Raw genomic sequence first — 16,515 nt, forward strand, 5'->3', positions numbered from 1 at the left:
GGCTAGGTGATCGCGGCACCGGCTGTCCGGGATTTGGACCCGTCGCATTCCGGGCCGGGAACGTTCGGAGCTCGGCTAGAGTCCGACGAGCAAGAAAGCTGAACCCCGCTCAAAAGGGGAGGCGCGGGCCTCCCGCACCCCGAGGCCCCCGATGTCGTTCGCAAGTCCGCTGTTCCTCTGGTACTTCCTGCCGGCCGTGCTCGCGGCTGTGCTGATCGCACCCCGCAGCGGACGCAACGCCGTGATCGCAGTCGCCAGCCTGCTGTTCTACGCCAGCGGCGCGGGCGGGACGACACTGCTGCTGCTGGCCTGCATCGTGGTGAACTACTTCGCCGGGCGGCACCTGGAACCCGACGAGTGGGGCATCGAGCGGAACCGGCGGAAGTGGCTGCTGATCGGCACCGTCGCGTTCAACCTGACGATCCTGGCGGTGTGGAAGTACGCCGGGTTCGCCACCGCGCAGCTGGCGGTGCTGACCCAGTGGTTCGGCGGCGACTTCCCGGTGCTGCACCTGGCGCTGCCGATCGGGATCTCCTTCTACACGTTCCACCACATCTCCTACGTGGTGGACATCTACCGCGGAGAGCGCCCGGCGCTGCGCGACCCGGTCTCGTTCGTCACCTACATCGCGATGTTCCCGCAGCTGGTGGCCGGTCCGATTGTGCGCTACCGGGAGATCGCCGACCAGCTGCCGCAGTGGCGCACCCACCGGCTCGACGACATCGCGGCGGGCTTCCCCCGCTTCGCGTGGGGCCTGACGAAGAAGGTCGTCATCGCCGACACGCTGGCGCCGATGGTGGATGCCTGCTTCGCCACCCCGAACGAGGACATGACCTTCGCGATCGCCTGGCTCGGTGCGATCGGCTACGCGATGCAGCTGTACTTCGATTTCTCCGGCTACTCGGACATGGCGATCGGGCTGGGCCGGATGCTCGGGTTCCGGCTGCCGGAAAACTTCGCCCGGCCCTACTCGTCGGTGACGATCACGGAGTTCTGGCGGCGCTGGCACATGTCGCTGTCGCGCTGGTTCCGGGACTACGTCTACATCCCGCTGGGCGGCAACCGCCGGGGCACCGCGCGCACCTACCGGAACCTGGCGATCATCTTCGTGCTGACCGGTTTCTGGCACGGCGCGGCGTGGACGTACCTGGTGTGGGGGCTGTTCCACGGCGCGCTGCTGATGGTCGAGCGCGCCTTCGGCTGGTCGCACGCGCCGAGCGGCATCCGGGCCCGCCTCGGCCGCCGCGCGCTGACGCTGCTGCTGGTGGTGGTCGGCTGGGTGTTCTTCCGGTCGCCGGACCTGGGCAGCGCGTTCGTGATGCTGGGCCACATGCTGGTGCCGGATTTCGCGGGCCTGACGGACATCGTGTCGGCGTCGGTGACGAATCAGCGCCTCGTGTTCCTCCTGCTGGCGCTGGTGGTCGTGGCGCTCCCGGCGAACTCGGGCACCGGCCCGTTCCTGGAAGCGGTCCGAACCCCGCAGGCCGACGCCCTCCGGATCGGAGTCCTGACCCTCGGCCTCGGCTACGCGGGCCTCCTCGTCGCCACCGGCTCCTTTAGCCCTTTCCTGTACTACCAGTTCTGACGAAGATCGCGCCCTGACCAGGCATGTTGCCGGGTGTAGACCTTCAGTGTGAAGCCGGATCGAACTGCCCGAGGTAGTCGGACAGCGCGTTGAACGGTGAGGCACGCACCACGATTGACCGCATCGTCTGCGGGGCCGGTGGTGGACAGTCGTGCGTCGTCCGCTACTTGCCGGTGCGTTCGCGGTGTTTGCATCCCGGCCAACAGCAGGGCCGGCGTTTGCCTTCTGTCAGCTCCTCCTGGGTCCGGCGAATACGGCGCTCTCGGGTTGTCACCTGCTTGGCATCCTCGACCCAGCAGATGAACTCGTTGCGGGCCAAGGGCGTGATGTCCGTCCAGGCATCGAGTGCCGTGGTGTTGGCGATCAGCGCCTTGCGCAGGTCTGCGGGCAACTGGTGGACCACCCCACCGGGCACTCGCTGGTCGTTCATAGCGCCACGGTAGCGGACCAAGTCGAGCCCAAGACGGATACGCTCAGTCACCGGCCACCCGCCAACCCACCGCCGATGGCCGGGCGCGAGCGGAAGGCAGGCGGGCCCCGCAGGTGCCGCCGAGATGGAGATCTGGACCACGGGCGCCCTGACTCCACTGCACTTGGGCGAGCCGTCGAATAACGGTGCTGGGCAGCCGAAGTGATCATCTTGCCACTCCGGCTGGCACCGAACCCGTTTCGCCATGTACGGGGTTGCCTGCTCGTGGCTTCGTGCCAGTGATCAAAACAAATTGTTGCGGCGGGATCGTGTTGCGCACTTGTTCGAGGTGGAACTGTTCGTAGGCGACCAGCCGGGCTACGGTGTCGGCAAGTTCGAGCAGGCGACGGTATAACACAGCGGCATGCGCTGGATCGGATGTCAGTTCTGCTTCCGCGGACCACTGGACGTGGAGTGACCTGATCGCGGAAAGCGTTGCCGCATAAGGATGTTCATGCATTACCGTACGCCTTCCCCAGACGCTGCTACGAGTTGTTGCAGGTCAGGAGTAACACGCTATTGAGGGACCTGCAAAAGGGTCATCCCGGCACCCGATCATCACACCCACCGGTCGCACTGCCCGAACAGACCTTGGCGCTTGGCAGGTGCTCGCCGACCATGCGGTACCGGTCCGACGGCGTTGACGTTGTTCGCGGCGATCCCCGGATTTCTACGCGGACGTCGTCGGTTGGCGCCCCGAGCCGCTGAGCATGGGGGCGCGGACGCTACCGCCGGACCCGCTCGCGCGCCGCTGTGCAGGAGATCCGCGAGTTCTCGGCCGGTCGCGCTGCGTACCCGGTTAACGTGGGTTCCGTGTCGCGGCAGGAGCACTCCGATCTTCCCCCGGTCCACGAGGCGTGGTTGCCGCGGGAGCATCCGCTGCACCGGCCCCGGCACGGCAGGCGCCAGCTGGCCGCGCTCGTTTGCGCCGTGCTGTTCGTCACCGCGCCGGTGGTGACCTGGGTCTTTGGGGCGCGCGCCGAGCAGCTGGAGAACCGCCCGCTGGCCGCTTTCCCCAGCGTCACCGACGGTTGGGGGTTCTTCACCGGGCTGAACGCCTGGGCCACCGAGAACCTGCCGTTCCGCAAGGGCGCGGTGCAGTCGGTTAACGCGTTAAGCCGCGGAGTATTCGGGGAGCCCGCCCGGCTGGCCAGCGGCTCGCACACCTCGCCGGTCGGTGCCGGGCAGGTGGACGAGAAGCCGCCGATCGACGAGAACGTGTTCCCCGCCGTCATCGAGGGCAAGAACGGCTGGCTGTACCTCGGCCACGACGTGGCCTACCGGTGCGTGCCGAAGCGGACCACGGACCAGGTGATCGCCGGACTGCGCCGCTGGCGGTCCGTGGTGGAGGCGTCGGGCCGGAAGTTCCAGCTGGTCATCGCCCCTGACAAGTCCACCGAGTACCCGGAGAACATGCCGGACGACTACGCCGGGAAGGACTGCTCGACGAAGGCCCGCGAGGAGTTCTGGCGCCGGGTGCCGGCCGCGACCGGCGCGGTCGACCTGCGCGCCCAGCTGCGCGATGTCGCGGCGCGCAACCAGCGGCCGATCTACCACGACATCGACACGCACTGGACCCACGAGGGCGGTATCACCATGACGTACCAGCTCGCCGAGCGCCTGCAGCCGGGCGTGACGAGCAGCTGGAAGGTCCGGCCGTCCCGCCAGTACCCGCACAGCGCGGACATCCCGGACCTGCTCGGGCAGGACCGGACCGTGCCGATCCAGGCGTACTCGCTGGCGCCCGACGGCGGGGCGGCGGACAACACGCAGTTCAAGCCCAGCGACTTCCACCAGCCGCTGCACCTGGAGTCGCAGCCGAAGCCGGGCATGATCGCCCAGCCGGTGCGGATGGTCGGCGACTCGTTCACCCAGTTCGCCAGCCCGTACCTGGCCGCGACGTTCGCGAACATCACCATCACGCACCCGGACAACGTCGCGGTGGACCCGGTGGCGGCGGGCCAACTGCTCGCCGAAGGCGAGGTGGTCACGTTCGAACTGTCCGAACGCTTCGTCGCCGGCGGCCGCTACCCGATGCTCGACCCGGCGGTAGCCGACCAGGTAGGCGCAGTCCTCGCCGCCCACCCCGTGCGCTGATCCTTCCGGGATTTCGGCGACCTTTTATCGAAATTCGCAATGCGGAACGTCCGGTCAGCTTCAGCGCAACTCGGCAGTTTTTGTAGCCGGACACACGTACTATTTTTTGCCGATCGCCGTGTCGTGCGAGACCGGAATCCGATAGTCTGACCGCGCATTGCGATTGCGGATCAACTGTCCGTAACTGCACGTGCACGATGCGCCCTAGCGGTGCGTCGGCTGGGATGGGGCGGGCCGAAGCTGGCACTTCAACCCGCCCCCGAAGGGGATCAGCTGTGGTCGTCGAACCAAGTGACGAGCCACCACAACGAGACCCGCAGCATCAGCAGCAGGAGCGCCCGGGTCGTCCGACGCGGCCGGGCCGGGCGCTTTGCTGCGCCCCGCCGACGACGAGCCTGACGTGCCTTCCGGGCCTTCTTGCGGTTCACCTGCATGTTCCTTTCGTTGTTGATCCCAACGTTCGGCGTACGCCGAACGCGGCCCGACTGGTGCCGGGCCTGACAACAACAGGACGAGTCCTGTTGAAGCGCTGCAACAGGACCCATGCCAGGTGGTACCGCAGGCCTCCCTTCTGAACCCCAGGTGGGAAACTTCCCGACGAGGCCGGGAATTTTGATAACGAACACCATAGGCCACGGCGCGTAACCGTCGCCACCCCACCTATGGGTGTGTCGGATACTCTTTTCTGGCTGGAATATGCCGCAGACAATTACTTACCGTCGAGTAAACCCGCTGGGCTTAGATGGTTTCCCGGCTGGATTAGTCAAAATGGGGTAATCGAACAATTCCGAAACCGACTGATCACGCAGAGCTACGAAACTATTTGTGATCTGAGCCGCGGATTGCCAACCGAATCCATGTCACGGCGCGAAACGAACGGGCGAGGGCACCCGCGACCAAGTGACTGGCAAGTAACTGGGTCGCGGGTGCCCCTCGCCTCGGTCGGTCAGCGCAGGATCGGTGCCGGGTCGCGGGATGCGATGAAGCCCGGGCGCGGGTGACCCGCCGCGAACGGGTCCACCAGGGCGTTCTCCACGCTGTTGAACACCACGAAGATGTTCGAGCGCGGGAACGGCGTGATGTTGTTGCCCGATCCGTGCATGCAGTTCGAGTCGAACCACAGCGCCGACCCCGCTTGGCCGGTGAACTGCTCGATGTCGTGCTCGTAGGCGAGCTTGGTGATGTCGTCCTCCGTCGGTACCCCGACCCACTGTTCCTTAAGCGACGACTTGTAGTTGTCGTCCGGTGTCTCGCCCACGCAGGACACGAAGGTCCGGTGCGAGCCGGGCATGATCATCAGGCCGCCGTTGAAGGGGTAGTTGTCGGTCAGCGCGATCGAAATGCTCACCGCGCGCATCGCCGGCATGCCGTCCTCGGCGTGCCAGGTCTCGAAATCGGAGTGCCAGTAGAAGCCGGTGCCCCGGTACCCGGGCATGTAGTTGATCCGGCTCTGGTGCACGTACACGTCAGATCCGAGGATCTGACGGGCCCGGTCCAGGACTCGCGGGTCCCGCACCAGCTCGGCGATCAGCTCGCTCATCCAGTGCACCTCGAAGATCGAGCGGACCTCGTCGGAGCTGCGCTCCACGATGGTGCGTTCGTCGGCCCGCACCCCCGGATCCCGCGTGAGCCGCTCCAGCTCCCGCCAGTACGTCTGCACCTCGGCCGGGGACAACAAGCCCTCTACGACGTGGAAGCCCTTGGCCTCGTGCCCCGCGAGCTCCTCCGCGGTGGCCGGGCCGGCCGTCACGCCGGGCCAGACGGTGGGATCGGAGCGCCGGATCATTGCCGGCTCGGCGTCCACCCGGGTCGGGTAGCGGTCTTGGGTGCTCAGATCAGCGACGGTCATGTTTGCGCCTCCTTCGCGAATTCCCGCCGGAGCGGCTGGTGCCGGTGGCACCGCCGCCTTTTCTCGGTTCCTCGGTTAGAAGCGGCGCATTCTGGATGCGCCCGCAATTCCCCACGTCCGCGCGTGGGGAAGACCCGTCAACGCGCGTGGCGGGCAACCGTTTCCGGTTACCCGCCACGCGCGGTCAACAAGCTCGGTCGCCCGGATCAGCCTGCGACGGGTGTCTCGTCGTCCTCGACGACCAGCGGGTACACGCCGTGCTCGTCGTGCACCTCGCGCCCGGTCACGGGCGGGTTGAACACGCACACCGTGCGCATGGTCGTGCGGGGCCGGACCTGGTGCTTGTCGTGGTTGTTCAGCAGCTCGCCGGTCGCCTTGTCCTCGATTTCACCGTCGCCTTCGGTGATGAACACCGCCTCGATGTGGTTGGCGTACCAGAAGTCGTTCACCGTGCCGGCGTAGAGGGTGGTTTCATGCACCGAGAAGCCGACCTTCTCCTTGGCCAGCACGATGCGCTTGCTGCGCCAGTTCTCGGTCTTGATGTCGGCGTCGGTGTCCTCAATGTCCGAGAGGTGCCGGACGATCACATTTCCTCCAATGGATCCTCGTTCTGCTCTGCCGCAGTGCAGCGATCGGCCTGTTCACGCCGTCTGGCGAGGTGAACGGTCCGATCGCTGCGATTCGGTTGCCGAGTCAGGCCAGGACAGCCTGCACCGATTCTCGGACGATCTGTAGCCCCTGCTCCAGTTCGTCATCCGACACGGTCAACGGCGGCATGACCTTCACGACCTCGTTGCTGGGTCCTGAGGTCTCCAGCAGCAGCTTGCGATCGAACGCAGCCTTGGAGACCTTGCCCGCGACGTTGGTGTCCTCGAAGCCGAGCCCGCGCGCCAGGCCGCGGCCCTTGGCCACCGCGCCGCCGTGCTTGGCAGCGATCTCTTCGAACACCTCGCCGACCCGCTCGCCCTTGGCGATGGTGGACTTCTCCAGCGCGTCGTCGGCCCAGTACTGCTTCAGCGCCTCCGTGGCGGTGATGAACGCCGGGTTGTTGCCGCGGAAGGTGCCGTTGTGCTCGCCCGGTTCCCAGACGTCGTGCTCCGGCTTGATCAGCGTCAGCGCCATCGGCAGCCCGTAGCCCCCGATGGACTTGGACAGGCAGACGATGTCGGGCTGGATGCCCGCTTCCTCGAAGCTGAAGAACGGGCCGGTGCGACCGCAGCCCATCTGCACGTCGTCGACGATCATCAGCATGCCGTGCTTCTGGCACAGGTCGTAGAGCCCGCGCAGCCACTCCGGCCGCGACGAGTTGATGCCGCCCTCGCCCTGCAGCGTCTCGACGATCACCGCGGCGGGCTCGTTGAGGCCGCTGCCGCTGTCTTCCAGCATCTTCTCGAAGTAGAGGAAGTCGGGGACCTGGCCGTCGAAGTAGTCGTCGTAGGGCATCGGGGTGGCGTGCACCAGCGGGATGCCGGCGCCGCCGCGCTTCATCGAGTTGCCGGTGACCGACAGTGAGCCCAGCGTCATGCCGTGGAAGGCGTTGGTGAAGCTGATGATCGATTCCCGCCCGGTGATCTTGCGGACGAGCTTCAGCGCCGACTCCACCGAGTTGGTGCCCGTCGGGCCGGGGAACTGGACCTTGTAGTTGTACCCGCGCGGCTTGAGCACGTTGTCCCGGAAGGCTTCCAGGAACGCGCGTTTGGCCACAGTGGACTGGTCGAGGCCGTGGGTCACCCCGTCGCGCTCGATGTACTCGATCAGTTTTCGTTTCAACAACGGGTTGTTGTGCCCGTAGTTGAGCGCGCCGGCACCGGCGAAGAAGTCCAGGTAGGCGGTGCCGTCTTCGTCGTAGAGGTAGCTGCCGCCGGCGCGGTCGAAGACCGTCGGCCAGGTTCGGCTGTAGCTGCGGACTTCCGATTCCAGGGTTGCGAAGATGTCGTTCACGATCCTCCGTTCGGCCGGGCAGCGCGCGCTTCGCGCGCCCCGGCACCTCAAGAACAAGATTTCGTGCCGGTACTGACGGCGGCAGCGGTCAGGATCCGGCCGCGGCGGCCGGGACGGGCTCGAACGGCCCGATGCGGTACAGGTCCTCCCCCAGGTGCGCATCCGGGAACAGGTCGGCGGCGAACAGTTCGCTGCGCTCCAGGTTCGCCGCGCGCTTGCGCGCCAGCGCGGTGAACAGGTTGATCGACGCGGCGTTGTCCGCCGTGATCGTCGTCTCCAGGTAGCGAACACCGTGCGCCAGCCCGCGATCAACCAGGTGGCCCAGGAGCCGACCTGCCACGCCACCACCGCGCTGGGATGCATCGACGGCGATCTGCCACACGACGAGCGTGTCGGGGGCGTCGGGCCGGACGTATCCGGTCACGAATCCCACGACCGCACCGTCGATGCGTGCCACCGCGGAGGTTTGCGCGAAGTCCCGGCACCACAACAAATATGCGTAGGACGAGTTCACATCCAGCACTGCCGAATCACGAGTGATTCGGTAGAGCGCAGGGCCGTCCGAGACGACCGGAGTGTCGATCTCCAACCGCCCGGCTGAACCGCCTCCGCCATTCCCGTTGTCGATGTTATGGCTCGGTTTATCGCCGGTCATGCTTTGCCAACTTAACAGACCATCCGTAACGCGCCAGGCTGTCGACGCGATAACTACCGATCTACCAGGCGAGATGTAATTTTGCACGTGAGAAGCACTACAGAAACGTTGCAATTCGCCCGAAGTCGATGCTAAGGAGAGCGTTGGTGATTATGAACTCGATCATTTGTCAGCGCCCTGACCTGGGGAAAGGGTGTATCTAATACGATACTCAAGTGCACCGTACCCGTTTTTCGAAAATTCAAACTCCGGTAATCAGGTGAACATGTTGAAGCGGCGGCTTTCCCAGGCTGGCACACGCCCGGGCGGACCGCCCTCCCGTGAGCTGCGGCATGCCCGCCAGGGACTGGATCCAGTCGCGGTACTCGGTGACGTTGGTGTAGGCGGTGGTGGTCTGCCGGTCACCGGTCGAGGCCGCGCCCACCTGTACGTTCCCTGCGAACATCGGGCCACCGGAGCCACCGTCGGCCGGGATGCCTTCGCCGCGCTGGCGCACACCGCGGTACCGCCACGGTAGTCGCTGCACGCAATGTCGGTCACGTTCACGTCGGCGACCTTGAGGATCTGCGACTGACACTCGGTCTCCGGGCGGTCGGTGCAGGTCGCGCCGCAGCCGTAGGTCTGCACGGTCTGCACGGTCTGCACGGTCTGGCCGGGCTGGACGTCGCCGGACGAGCCCGGCAGCGAGTACTCGGTCTGCATCGCGTGGTCGATGTTGCCCAGGGCCAGGTCGGCGGCAACTGGTTCGAACCGAAAGCAGACTCTTCGCTCGATCGAGTGAAGTTGTCCATCGCTTGGGCACAACTTGCCAATTACTGGCGAAATGATCGAAATTGATCAAGCTCTGCGGCGTGGGAGAAGTTGAACGAGCGTGCTGAATTCCCGTATTCCGGAAACGTGGTGGAGATCAACTCGCGTCGACAGCGGTGGCTCGGTCTTCGTATCGGCGGCCCGGGGCGGCGAAGCCGACGCCTACGACGGCGACACCGACTCGACTCATGACGACGACTCATAACGAAGCCGACCGCCTCGGCCAAGCCGACTGGTCTGACGTGCCCGCCTCGTACTTGCCGGGATTCTGCTGCTGGTGGTGGTGGTGCGGCAGCGGCGCACCAGACGGGGTTCGCGGCGTCAAATATCGATCTGGTCGTGGTGGCGGTCCTCGATGGCGGGGCCGCCCACGCGTCGCATCCGGCGCTGACCGCGCTGGGACGTGCGGTCGTTGGCCAGGACGACCGCGACCCACGGCAGAGCGCCGGTGACGGCCACGATGCCGAGCGCGAGCCACCAGATGTGCGCCAGCAGCCCGGCGGCGGTGAAGCCCACCAGGTGCACCACCATCAGCACGGCGTAGACCCGTTTGCGATGCCGCTGCTCCTCGTCGAGGGACGGCGCCGCATCGGTGATCAGCACCGGCTCGTCGTGCTGCCGTCGCCGCATGGCCACCTCCGGAGTCGGCCACAACCCGGCACCTCCAGCGTGGCGCAATCCGCGGCCCGGGTCACTGGGACCGGCGGCGCAATTCGAGGTATTCCCGGAGCACGAGGATGATGATCACCACATCCAGCGCCGCGAAGAACGGCAGCGCGATCGACCTCGTCTGCACCGCGCGCAGCACCTCGAAGATCACGAACAGGCCCAGGGCGGTCAGCGCCACCGGGTACAGCGGCATGATCTTGAGCAGCAGGCCGATCACCAGGCCGATCTTGATCACGCCGTGGGCGATCAGGTAGGCGATCACGAACGTGCTGCCGCCGCTGGCGAAGTGCTGCGCAGCTTCCTCGAAGTGCCCGGCCAGCGATCCCGCCGGCGGGCCCAGCAGGTCCCGCGTGACGACGGCGTGCGCGAACCGGGTGACGGTGTCGGGGGACAAGAAGATCAGCAGCACCCCACCGATCAGCTGCACCGCGCCGTCCAGTCCCTTGAGTAGCACGGCGACGCGGAACAGCTTGTCCGTCATCGTGGTTTCGGCGGCCATGAAGCCATGATGCGCGCTGAATCCCGGACCAGCGATCTTGCGCGTTGCCGGCCAGCTGCCCGCATCCGGGCCGCCCGCTCCTCGACCGGCAGGTCCGCGAATCGGATGGTGCGTTTCCCGGCCGATGATCGAGAAGAGCTCGGAGGACGACAGCGCAAATTGGTAAATACCACATTTCTTCAACCCTTGTTTCCGGTCGCGGAATTTGTCATAAAAGTTCTTGGTGGACGACGAGCGGGTTTCATCGGACCCGGACCAATTCCGAAATTGGTCCTGTCGCGGAGGGGGCCGGGAATGGTTGGTCGGAAGAAACGCCTGCGGAGAACCCGATTGGTGGCGTCGTTCGTCGCCGCTATGTCGTTCTCCCAGGTCGCCGCGGGGTACGAGGCGCCGCAGGCGGCGGACGCCTCGAACCCTGGACCGGCGGCGGAAACCTGTCCGGTGAAATCGAAACCGGCGGGCAAGGTGCTCCACGGGTACTGGGAAAACTGGGACGGCGCCGTAAACGGGGTGCACCCGCCGTTCGGCTGGACCCCAATCACGGATCCGGCCATTCGCGAGCACGGCTACAACGTGATCAACGCGGCTTTCCCGGTCATCCGCTCGGACGGCAGCGTCCTGTGGGAGGACGGGATGGACAGCACGGTGAAGGTGGCCACGCCGGCCGAGATGTGCCAGGCCAAGGCGGACGGGCTCACGATCCTGATGTCCATCGGCGGCGCGACGGCGGGGATCGACCTGTCCTCCAGCGCCGTCGCCGACCGGTTCGTCGAGACCGTGGTGCCAATCCTGCAGAAGTACAACTTCGACGGCATCGACATCGACATCGAGACCGGCCTCAGCGGCAGCGGCAACATCAACGAACTCTCGCCGTCGCAGGCCAACCTGATCCGCATCATCGACGGCGTGCTCGCCAAGTTGCCCCCGGAATTCGGGTTGACGATGGCTCCGGAAACCGCGTACGTCACCGGCGGCAGCGGGACCTATGGATCGATCTGGGGCGCATACCTGCCGATCGTGAAGAAGTACGCGGACAACGGCCGGCTCTGGTGGCTGAACATGCAGTACTACAACGGCAGCATGTACGGCTGTTCGGGTGATTCGTACCAAGCCGGCACGGTGCAGGGATTCACGGTGCAGACGGATTGCCTGGACAAGGGGCTGGTCGTCCAGGGCACCACGATCCGGGTTCCCTACGACAAGCAGGTTCCCGGGCTGCCGGCCCAGCCGGGCGCGGGCGGCGGTCACATGTCGCCCGACCTGGTCGCCCAGGCCTGGAACCACTACAACGGCAGCCTGAAGGGCCTGATGACCTGGTCGATCAACTGGGACGGCGCCAAGTCCCTGGACCTTCGCCGACAACGTGAAGGCGCTCCAGGGGCGTTGACGGCCCGAACGAAACGCCCCGCTCGGCCGCTGCCGGGCGGGGCGGTGTGCTGAATTCGACAGATCGGGTGGCTTCGTCAAAAGCGCTGGTTGGGTACGGTCGGAGCCGCTGAGGGGACTCGAACCCCTGACCGTCCGCTTACAAGTTCTCCGGAATATAGTTCGCACCGGTTCTCAGCCGTGCAAACGCGCTGGTCGCAGGCATGGCTGAAACAGTGGGGGATGGCTGGCACGGGTGCGGACTGAGACGGAAACTGAGCCGATCATCTCGACGGGCTGAGAGCTCGTGTTCGTGCTGACGGGTCCAGCGACATAGCCCCGGCGCGTTCGTGGCGTCTACGGTGATCTCAGCGCCTTTTGAGAGCCCAGCTGAGGCACAGAGACCACGCGGTAGCTTCGAGGCGGTTCAGCGGCCGATCGACGTCCTACGGACCGCTGAACCACGCCTCGGGCAGTCCTCTAGGCCTAGAACCCGGCCCCTCTAGACCTAGAGGGGCCGCTAGACACCCATCCGGGCCGTGAGCAGCGGTCTAGGGCCTAGAGGGCAGTCTCAGCCGCCAGCCATCCCCCCACTGTTCCAGCCTCTTCTAGCTCCCCTGCCCCGGCCCAGGTTCAGCCTCCCGCCTGGCCTGTCGAGTCGATACGCTCACGCGCATGACCCAGGTTTGGCAGGTACAGGTAGCCGCCCCAACGAAGGAATTGGCGACCGCGCTCGCGCGTGCTGCCGTGGAAGCCCGGCTAGCCGCTGGTGGGCAGGTCGTCGGCCCAGTGACTAGCGTGTTCTGGCACCTCGGCGAGTTCGGTACCGGCGAAGAGTGGCAGGTCGTCCTCAAGACCACCGAGGATCGCTACAAGGAGCTGGAGCAGCTGCTTGTTGCACGGCATGAGTGGACGAACCCCGAGATCACTGCACTGCCACTTGCGGCTGGTCTAGCGCCGTACCTGGACTGGGTTGGGCGGACGACGAGCAAGTAAGTCAGCGACGCCTGCCACTTCCTTGTGGTCTTCGAACCTGTCGAGCACAGCAGTAAGGCGCTGTTGGGGTCGGGCGGAAGCGATGTTCGCTGACAGGTCGAATGCGCGGCCAAGCGCGGTCGCCGCAGGCTCGATTTCACCAGCATCTATGTAGGAATCGGCCAGCCACGAGAGGTACAGCGCCTTGTCGCGAGCATGGCTGTCGTCGTACTTGGCCATTGCGGCTTCCAAGGCTGGAACGGCGCGGAGCGGTCGACGAAGTTCTGTCCAGCATCGACCCACCATGATCTGAAACTCGGTCGAGTTGTGCGCCCATGCAGCCCAATCCGGGGCGGTTCCGCCATTGTTACCATTCGCTAGCGCTTCTTCTGCATTTCCTAGAGCTCGGGCTGCTTGCTCGGCTTGCCCGGCGACGGCGTAGGTCCACGCGCCACGCTGGAAAAGTAGGGATTGCACTGCTGGCTCTCCACTGCTTTTTGCGATCGCGAGAGACTTGTCGGTGAGGTCAGTTGCCGCAGTTCCCGTGGATAGAAGCTGGTACGAGCGAAGAGCTAATGCGTTTCCGGCAAGCTCAGCGTTGTTCGCTTCTTTCGCCGCGCTGTAGCTCCGCTCGAAGAGTTGCTTTGCCTCCGCGTGCCATCCAGCGTCGAAAGCGGCCCAACCAGTTTGCTGGGCTTGTTCGGCAAAGAGGTTCAGCAATTCTCGCTGTGTCGCACCCGAAAAGCTCCCGCCCTTTAGCAGCTTCGCTGTCTTCTCGACTTCCGCTCGATACAGCCGGTAGGTGTCGGCGCCACCAAGGTGGTCGTCAAGTCGGCGAAGGCGAACGATGTTGTCTTTTAGCTCGGCAACTGTGCTGGACCCGACACGGTTTCCCGCCGTCCCTGAGGGAATACCTCCTGGCAGTTGCGTTCCCAGCGCCGTAGCCGCAATTCCAGCCCCTAGCTTCATGAAGTCGCGTCGCAACACCGAAGAGTCTCCGTTTCCGCTCGCGGTTTCAGTGCTCTTAGCGTCGGCAACTTCCTGCACCTGGGCGGGCTGCCGCTCCCAAGGGCGGGGGGCGAGATCGAGCATCGATCCGGGAATATGCAACCCGTCCGCAACTCGCTCGAAGAGTTCCACGCGCTGCGCTTGAACCCGCCCGCTGATGTAGTCCTGAACCCTGGAAACCGTCAGCTCGCACCGCCTTGCCAGATGAGAGGCACTGAAGCCCACCCCGCCCCAGCGCTTCGCTAGGCGGAGCACTTCGCCGAGGTTCCGTTCGGCGCATGCCTGGACGAATTCAGGGCGGGAGAGGGCTTCAGGCGGTAGGTGGTCCGATGGTCGTTGCCTTGCCACGTCGATCGTCCCCCTTTGGCGGCAGCTCCGCACTTGTTACTCGCGAGTTTACCCAGCGTGGGTACTCGACACGACCTTATTGCAACCCCGCAGCCCCCGGTTTCCTTGGGACGTGAGCAAAACCAGCAATCAGGCGGTCCGCAGTGGACTGTCTGAGTCGCTGATCGAGGGATGGAGACTGTGATGGCGAAGAACTCGTTGCCGATGATGCCGAAGGCCGGCGGGGGCGCTCTGTCGAAGCTGCTCTGGTCGCTGGTGGGAGTGGCGCTCGTCGTGCTGGTGGTCAAGTACCCCAACGACGCCGCAACGTTCGCTCAGGCTGCGTTCGACTTGGTCGGCAGCGCCGTTGAGGGGCTTGTTTCGTTCTTCCGAGAGGTCATGCGGTGACGGCGTGCCGTCGGTGGTTAGTCGGTGCCGAGCCGACTCTCCAGAACCGCCAGGCGCTCGCTGATGTCATGCAGGAGACGCAAGACTTCTGCGAGGTCGGCGGCCTGTACCGCGACTGGGCGATCAATCGAGGGGGGAAGCGTCGCAATGTCGAGGTCGGGATGGACAAACGAGCCGGTGCCGTGCCGAGTCACGATCACCGATCGATCGCGAAGGACATCGAGCGCGCTGCGCACGGTTCCGACCGCGACGCCGTACTGGGTGGCGAGAGTGTTGTAGGAGGGCAGCGAATCGCCCGGACTCAGCGCGCCGTTGCGGATGGAGGACATGAGGTCTTCGGCGATCTGAAGGTATGGCGGCTGGGGATTTTTCGGATCGAGTTTGCCCATGTCAGGCAGGGTACAGAGGGGTCAAGCAACACTGACAGACAACCAAGTGTGTTGACAGTCTTGACAGACATGGCTAACGTCTCTCGTGTCCCACTCCTCCCAGGGAGCACAGGGAAACGAGAAAGCCCCGACCGGTGCAGCAACACCAGCCGGGGCGGACATCGAAACGTTGGGAGCATCGATGCAGTTCGAGGATAGCGGGATGTACCGGGTGAAGGCAGTAGCCGAGATGTTTGACGTTTCGGTGAACACGATCTACCGGGCGATCGAGTCCGGCGACCTGGACGCGCTGAAGCTGGGCACCGGCAAGGGCACGATCCGGATCCCCGGTGAGGCGCTGAACATCTACCTGGAGAAGTGTGCGCAGGCCGCCTACGAGGCGTTTGTGACCGGGGACGAGTCGGCCGCTGAGGCTGCTGACGACGCGCAGGGTGTGCAGGTTGGGGAGGTGGCCTGAGATGGCGAAGCAGGCTTACGGCATGGCCAACGGGCAGGTCACCGAGTTCACCGCAGCTCACCGGGAGTTCAACGACACCCCGCCCGCCATGCAGCTCACGCTGATGGCGGGCTGCTGTCGGACCTCGACGACGAGGCGTGGGCCCGGGAGGTGCTGTTCGACACGCTGTTCAACGACTCGGCGGAGAACATCGAGTCGAACAGGCTGGAAATGGCCGAGCTGGAGCCCGGCACCGAGGAATACGAGTTGGCGCAGGCCATCCGGGCGCGGGTCGCGGAGATCTTCTCCCCGGTGTCGGCCCCGGCCCAGCGGAAGCGGTCGCGGGCGAAGGTGAGCCGGTGATGGCCGCCAAGGTGACGAAGCTGCGGCAGGTCCGGCAGATGCTCGGGTGGACTCAGGGCGAGCTGGCCAGCCACGTGATCAGGGCGGCGGAGGCGCGGGGCATCCGGTTGGGTGCTTTGGGCACGCTCAAGGGCCTGATCTGCGGGTGGGAACAGGGCAAGCTCACGGTCTCGCAGACCTACCGGGACCTGCTGGCCACGGTCTACGGCACCACGCCGGAAGCGCTGGGCCTGGCCGAGGTGTGGTCGCGGAACTTCCCGATCGTGACGTGGGAGGAGATCCGGCGCGGCGTGCACCCGAACCGGGGGCCCAGCCCCCGCGATCCGGTCATCGGCGGCCAGCTCGACGTGAGCTTCGACCAGGACGGGGTGGCGTGATGACCACGTTGAGCCTGCACGGGGCGACAACGCTGCTGTACGCCGCGCCGGTCCCGACCGAGCTGCTGTCCCAGCTGCCGTTGGACAACCTGGCCGCCTACGTCGCCACGATGGCCGCCGACCTGGCGGCCAGGGACCGGGAACGGCTGGGGCAGGGGGTGGCGGCGGCGGTCGAGCGCGGCGGGCCGTGGTTCGAGCGTGACCGCTACGAGCTGGCCCGGACCCTCGCGAGGGCCGTCCAGGTCGAGCCCGACGCGGCCAGGTCGAGCTAGCCCGACCCCGATTCCCGGGTC

20 protein-coding genes and 1 pseudogene are annotated in these 16,515 nt (G+C 65.7%); 9 read left to right on the forward strand and 12 right to left on the reverse strand.

The features are described 5' to 3' along the window. Positions 1–151: 151 nt before the first annotated feature. Positions 152–1,585 (forward strand): MBOAT family O-acyltransferase, encoded by a 1,434-nt coding sequence (locus SSPN_RS0120980; RefSeq protein WP_010308259.1) that lies wholly within the window; start codon positions 152–154, stop codon positions 1,583–1,585. 163 nt (positions 1,586–1,748) lie between these two features. Here SSPN_RS0120980 and SSPN_RS0120990 read toward each other — a convergent pair whose 3' ends face one another. Together SSPN_RS0120990 and SSPN_RS55115 are read right to left on the reverse strand one after the other, a co-directional pair. After that, the gene (locus SSPN_RS0120990; protein WP_010308262.1) at positions 1,749–2,015 is read right to left on the reverse strand and encodes a YdeI/OmpD-associated family protein; all 267 of its coding nucleotides are present in this window, start codon (positions 2,013–2,015) and stop codon (positions 1,749–1,751) included. Positions 2,016–2,220: 205 nt separating this feature from the next. Next, entirely contained in the window at positions 2,221–2,514 is a 294-nt protein-coding gene (locus tag SSPN_RS55115) for a hypothetical protein (protein WP_143539457.1), read from the reverse strand. A gap of 353 nt (positions 2,515–2,867) precedes the next feature. Between SSPN_RS55115 and SSPN_RS0121000 the strand changes: the two genes are divergently transcribed. After that, positions 2,868–4,151 carry an alginate O-acetyltransferase AlgX-related protein gene (locus SSPN_RS0121000; RefSeq protein WP_029535566.1) on the forward strand — a complete coding sequence of 428 codons (1,284 nt, stop codon included), beginning with the start codon at positions 2,868–2,870 and terminating at the stop codon, positions 4,149–4,151. Positions 4,152–4,420: 269 nt separating this feature from the next. Here the strand turns inward: SSPN_RS0121000 and SSPN_RS56935 are convergent, their stop codons facing one another. The 8 genes from SSPN_RS56935 to SSPN_RS0121040 all read right to left on the reverse strand — a co-directional run bounded on the left by SSPN_RS56935 (position 4,421) and on the right by SSPN_RS0121040 (position 10,574). Continuing rightward, positions 4,421–4,579 (reverse strand): hypothetical protein, encoded by a 159-nt coding sequence (locus SSPN_RS56935; RefSeq protein ID WP_170121532.1) that lies wholly within the window; start codon positions 4,577–4,579, stop codon positions 4,421–4,423. 518 nt (positions 4,580–5,097) lie between these two features. After that, positions 5,098–6,000, reverse strand: coding sequence for an ectoine hydroxylase (thpD, locus tag SSPN_RS0121010; RefSeq protein WP_010308273.1), 903 nt, complete (start codon positions 5,998–6,000; stop codon positions 5,098–5,100). A 206-nt stretch (positions 6,001–6,206) separates the two neighbouring features. Further along, positions 6,207–6,587 (reverse strand): ectoine synthase, encoded by a 381-nt coding sequence (locus SSPN_RS0121015; protein WP_010308276.1) that lies wholly within the window; start codon positions 6,585–6,587, stop codon positions 6,207–6,209. Positions 6,588–6,693: 106 nt separating this feature from the next. After that, complete coding sequence (gene ectB / locus SSPN_RS0121020; RefSeq protein WP_010308280.1) at positions 6,694–7,941, reverse strand: diaminobutyrate--2-oxoglutarate transaminase; 1,248 nt, start codon at positions 7,939–7,941, stop codon at positions 6,694–6,696. An 88-nt stretch (positions 7,942–8,029) separates the two neighbouring features. Then, the gene (gene ectA, locus SSPN_RS0121025; protein ID WP_044574705.1) at positions 8,030–8,596 is read right to left on the reverse strand and encodes a diaminobutyrate acetyltransferase; all 567 of its coding nucleotides are present in this window, start codon (positions 8,594–8,596) and stop codon (positions 8,030–8,032) included. Between the two features lie 255 nt (positions 8,597–8,851). Beyond that, on the reverse strand, positions 8,852–9,298 hold the full coding sequence (locus tag SSPN_RS44845; protein WP_237710675.1) for a hypothetical protein: 447 nt from the start codon (positions 9,296–9,298) through the stop codon (positions 8,852–8,854). A gap of 429 nt (positions 9,299–9,727) precedes the next feature. Then, positions 9,728–10,036, reverse strand: a complete 309-nt coding sequence (locus tag SSPN_RS0121035; protein ID WP_010308293.1) for a DUF3099 domain-containing protein — start codon at positions 10,034–10,036, stop codon at positions 9,728–9,730. Positions 10,037–10,097: 61 nt separating this feature from the next. Next, complete coding sequence (locus SSPN_RS0121040) at positions 10,098–10,574, reverse strand: DUF2127 domain-containing protein (protein WP_010308295.1); 477 nt, start codon at positions 10,572–10,574, stop codon at positions 10,098–10,100. Positions 10,575–10,994: 420 nt separating this feature from the next. Here SSPN_RS0121040 and SSPN_RS44850 point away from each other — a divergent pair. Together SSPN_RS44850 and cutA are read left to right on the forward strand one after the other, a co-directional pair. After that, positions 10,995–11,961, forward strand: a pseudogene (locus tag SSPN_RS44850) (chitinase); the annotation flags it as partial. Between the two features lie 698 nt (positions 11,962–12,659). After that, positions 12,660–12,935: a divalent-cation tolerance protein CutA gene (gene cutA, locus SSPN_RS0121050; protein ID WP_010308301.1), complete on the forward strand. Its 276-nt coding sequence runs from the start codon at positions 12,660–12,662 to the stop codon at positions 12,933–12,935. Here the strand turns inward: cutA and SSPN_RS55120 are convergent. Beyond that, entirely contained in the window at positions 12,891–14,147 is a 1,257-nt protein-coding gene (locus tag SSPN_RS55120; protein WP_148272019.1) for an NsdA family TPR-like regulatory protein, read from the reverse strand. The two genes, cutA and SSPN_RS55120, sit on opposite strands and share 45 nt — an antisense overlap. A gap of 306 nt (positions 14,148–14,453) precedes the next feature. On the opposite strand from SSPN_RS55120, the gene SSPN_RS0121055 reads away from it, so the two are divergent. Then, positions 14,454–14,657 carry a hypothetical protein gene (locus SSPN_RS0121055; RefSeq protein WP_029535568.1) on the forward strand — a complete coding sequence of 68 codons (204 nt, stop codon included), beginning with the start codon at positions 14,454–14,456 and terminating at the stop codon, positions 14,655–14,657. A 17-nt stretch (positions 14,658–14,674) separates the two neighbouring features. Here SSPN_RS0121055 and SSPN_RS0121060 read toward each other — a convergent pair whose 3' ends face one another. Continuing rightward, the gene (locus tag SSPN_RS0121060; protein ID WP_010308307.1) at positions 14,675–15,046 is read right to left on the reverse strand and encodes a GntR family transcriptional regulator; all 372 of its coding nucleotides are present in this window, start codon (positions 15,044–15,046) and stop codon (positions 14,675–14,677) included. Positions 15,047–15,248: 202 nt separating this feature from the next. Here SSPN_RS0121060 and SSPN_RS0121065 point away from each other — a divergent pair, with 202 nt between their 5' ends. The 4 genes from SSPN_RS0121065 (at position 15,249) to SSPN_RS0121080 (ending at position 16,494) form a co-directional block, all read left to right on the forward strand. Beyond that, positions 15,249–15,503: a helix-turn-helix domain-containing protein gene (locus SSPN_RS0121065; protein WP_010308310.1), complete on the forward strand. Its 255-nt coding sequence runs from the start codon at positions 15,249–15,251 to the stop codon at positions 15,501–15,503. A gap of 150 nt (positions 15,504–15,653) precedes the next feature. Then, complete coding sequence (locus SSPN_RS0121070; RefSeq protein ID WP_010308314.1) at positions 15,654–15,845, forward strand: hypothetical protein; 192 nt, start codon at positions 15,654–15,656, stop codon at positions 15,843–15,845. Further along, positions 15,845–16,222, forward strand: coding sequence for a helix-turn-helix domain-containing protein (locus SSPN_RS44855; protein WP_010308319.1), 378 nt, complete (start codon positions 15,845–15,847; stop codon positions 16,220–16,222). The genes SSPN_RS0121070 and SSPN_RS44855 overlap by 1 nt, the downstream gene beginning before the upstream one ends. Further along, positions 16,222–16,494: a hypothetical protein gene (locus tag SSPN_RS0121080; RefSeq protein WP_010308323.1), complete on the forward strand. Its 273-nt coding sequence runs from the start codon at positions 16,222–16,224 to the stop codon at positions 16,492–16,494. The genes SSPN_RS44855 and SSPN_RS0121080 overlap by 1 nt, the downstream gene beginning before the upstream one ends. Positions 16,495–16,515 lie beyond the last annotated feature (21 nt).

This window comes from Saccharopolyspora spinosa NRRL 18395 (assembly GCF_000194155.1).
GTDB classification, from domain to species: domain Bacteria; phylum Actinomycetota; class Actinomycetes; order Mycobacteriales; family Pseudonocardiaceae; genus Saccharopolyspora; species Saccharopolyspora spinosa.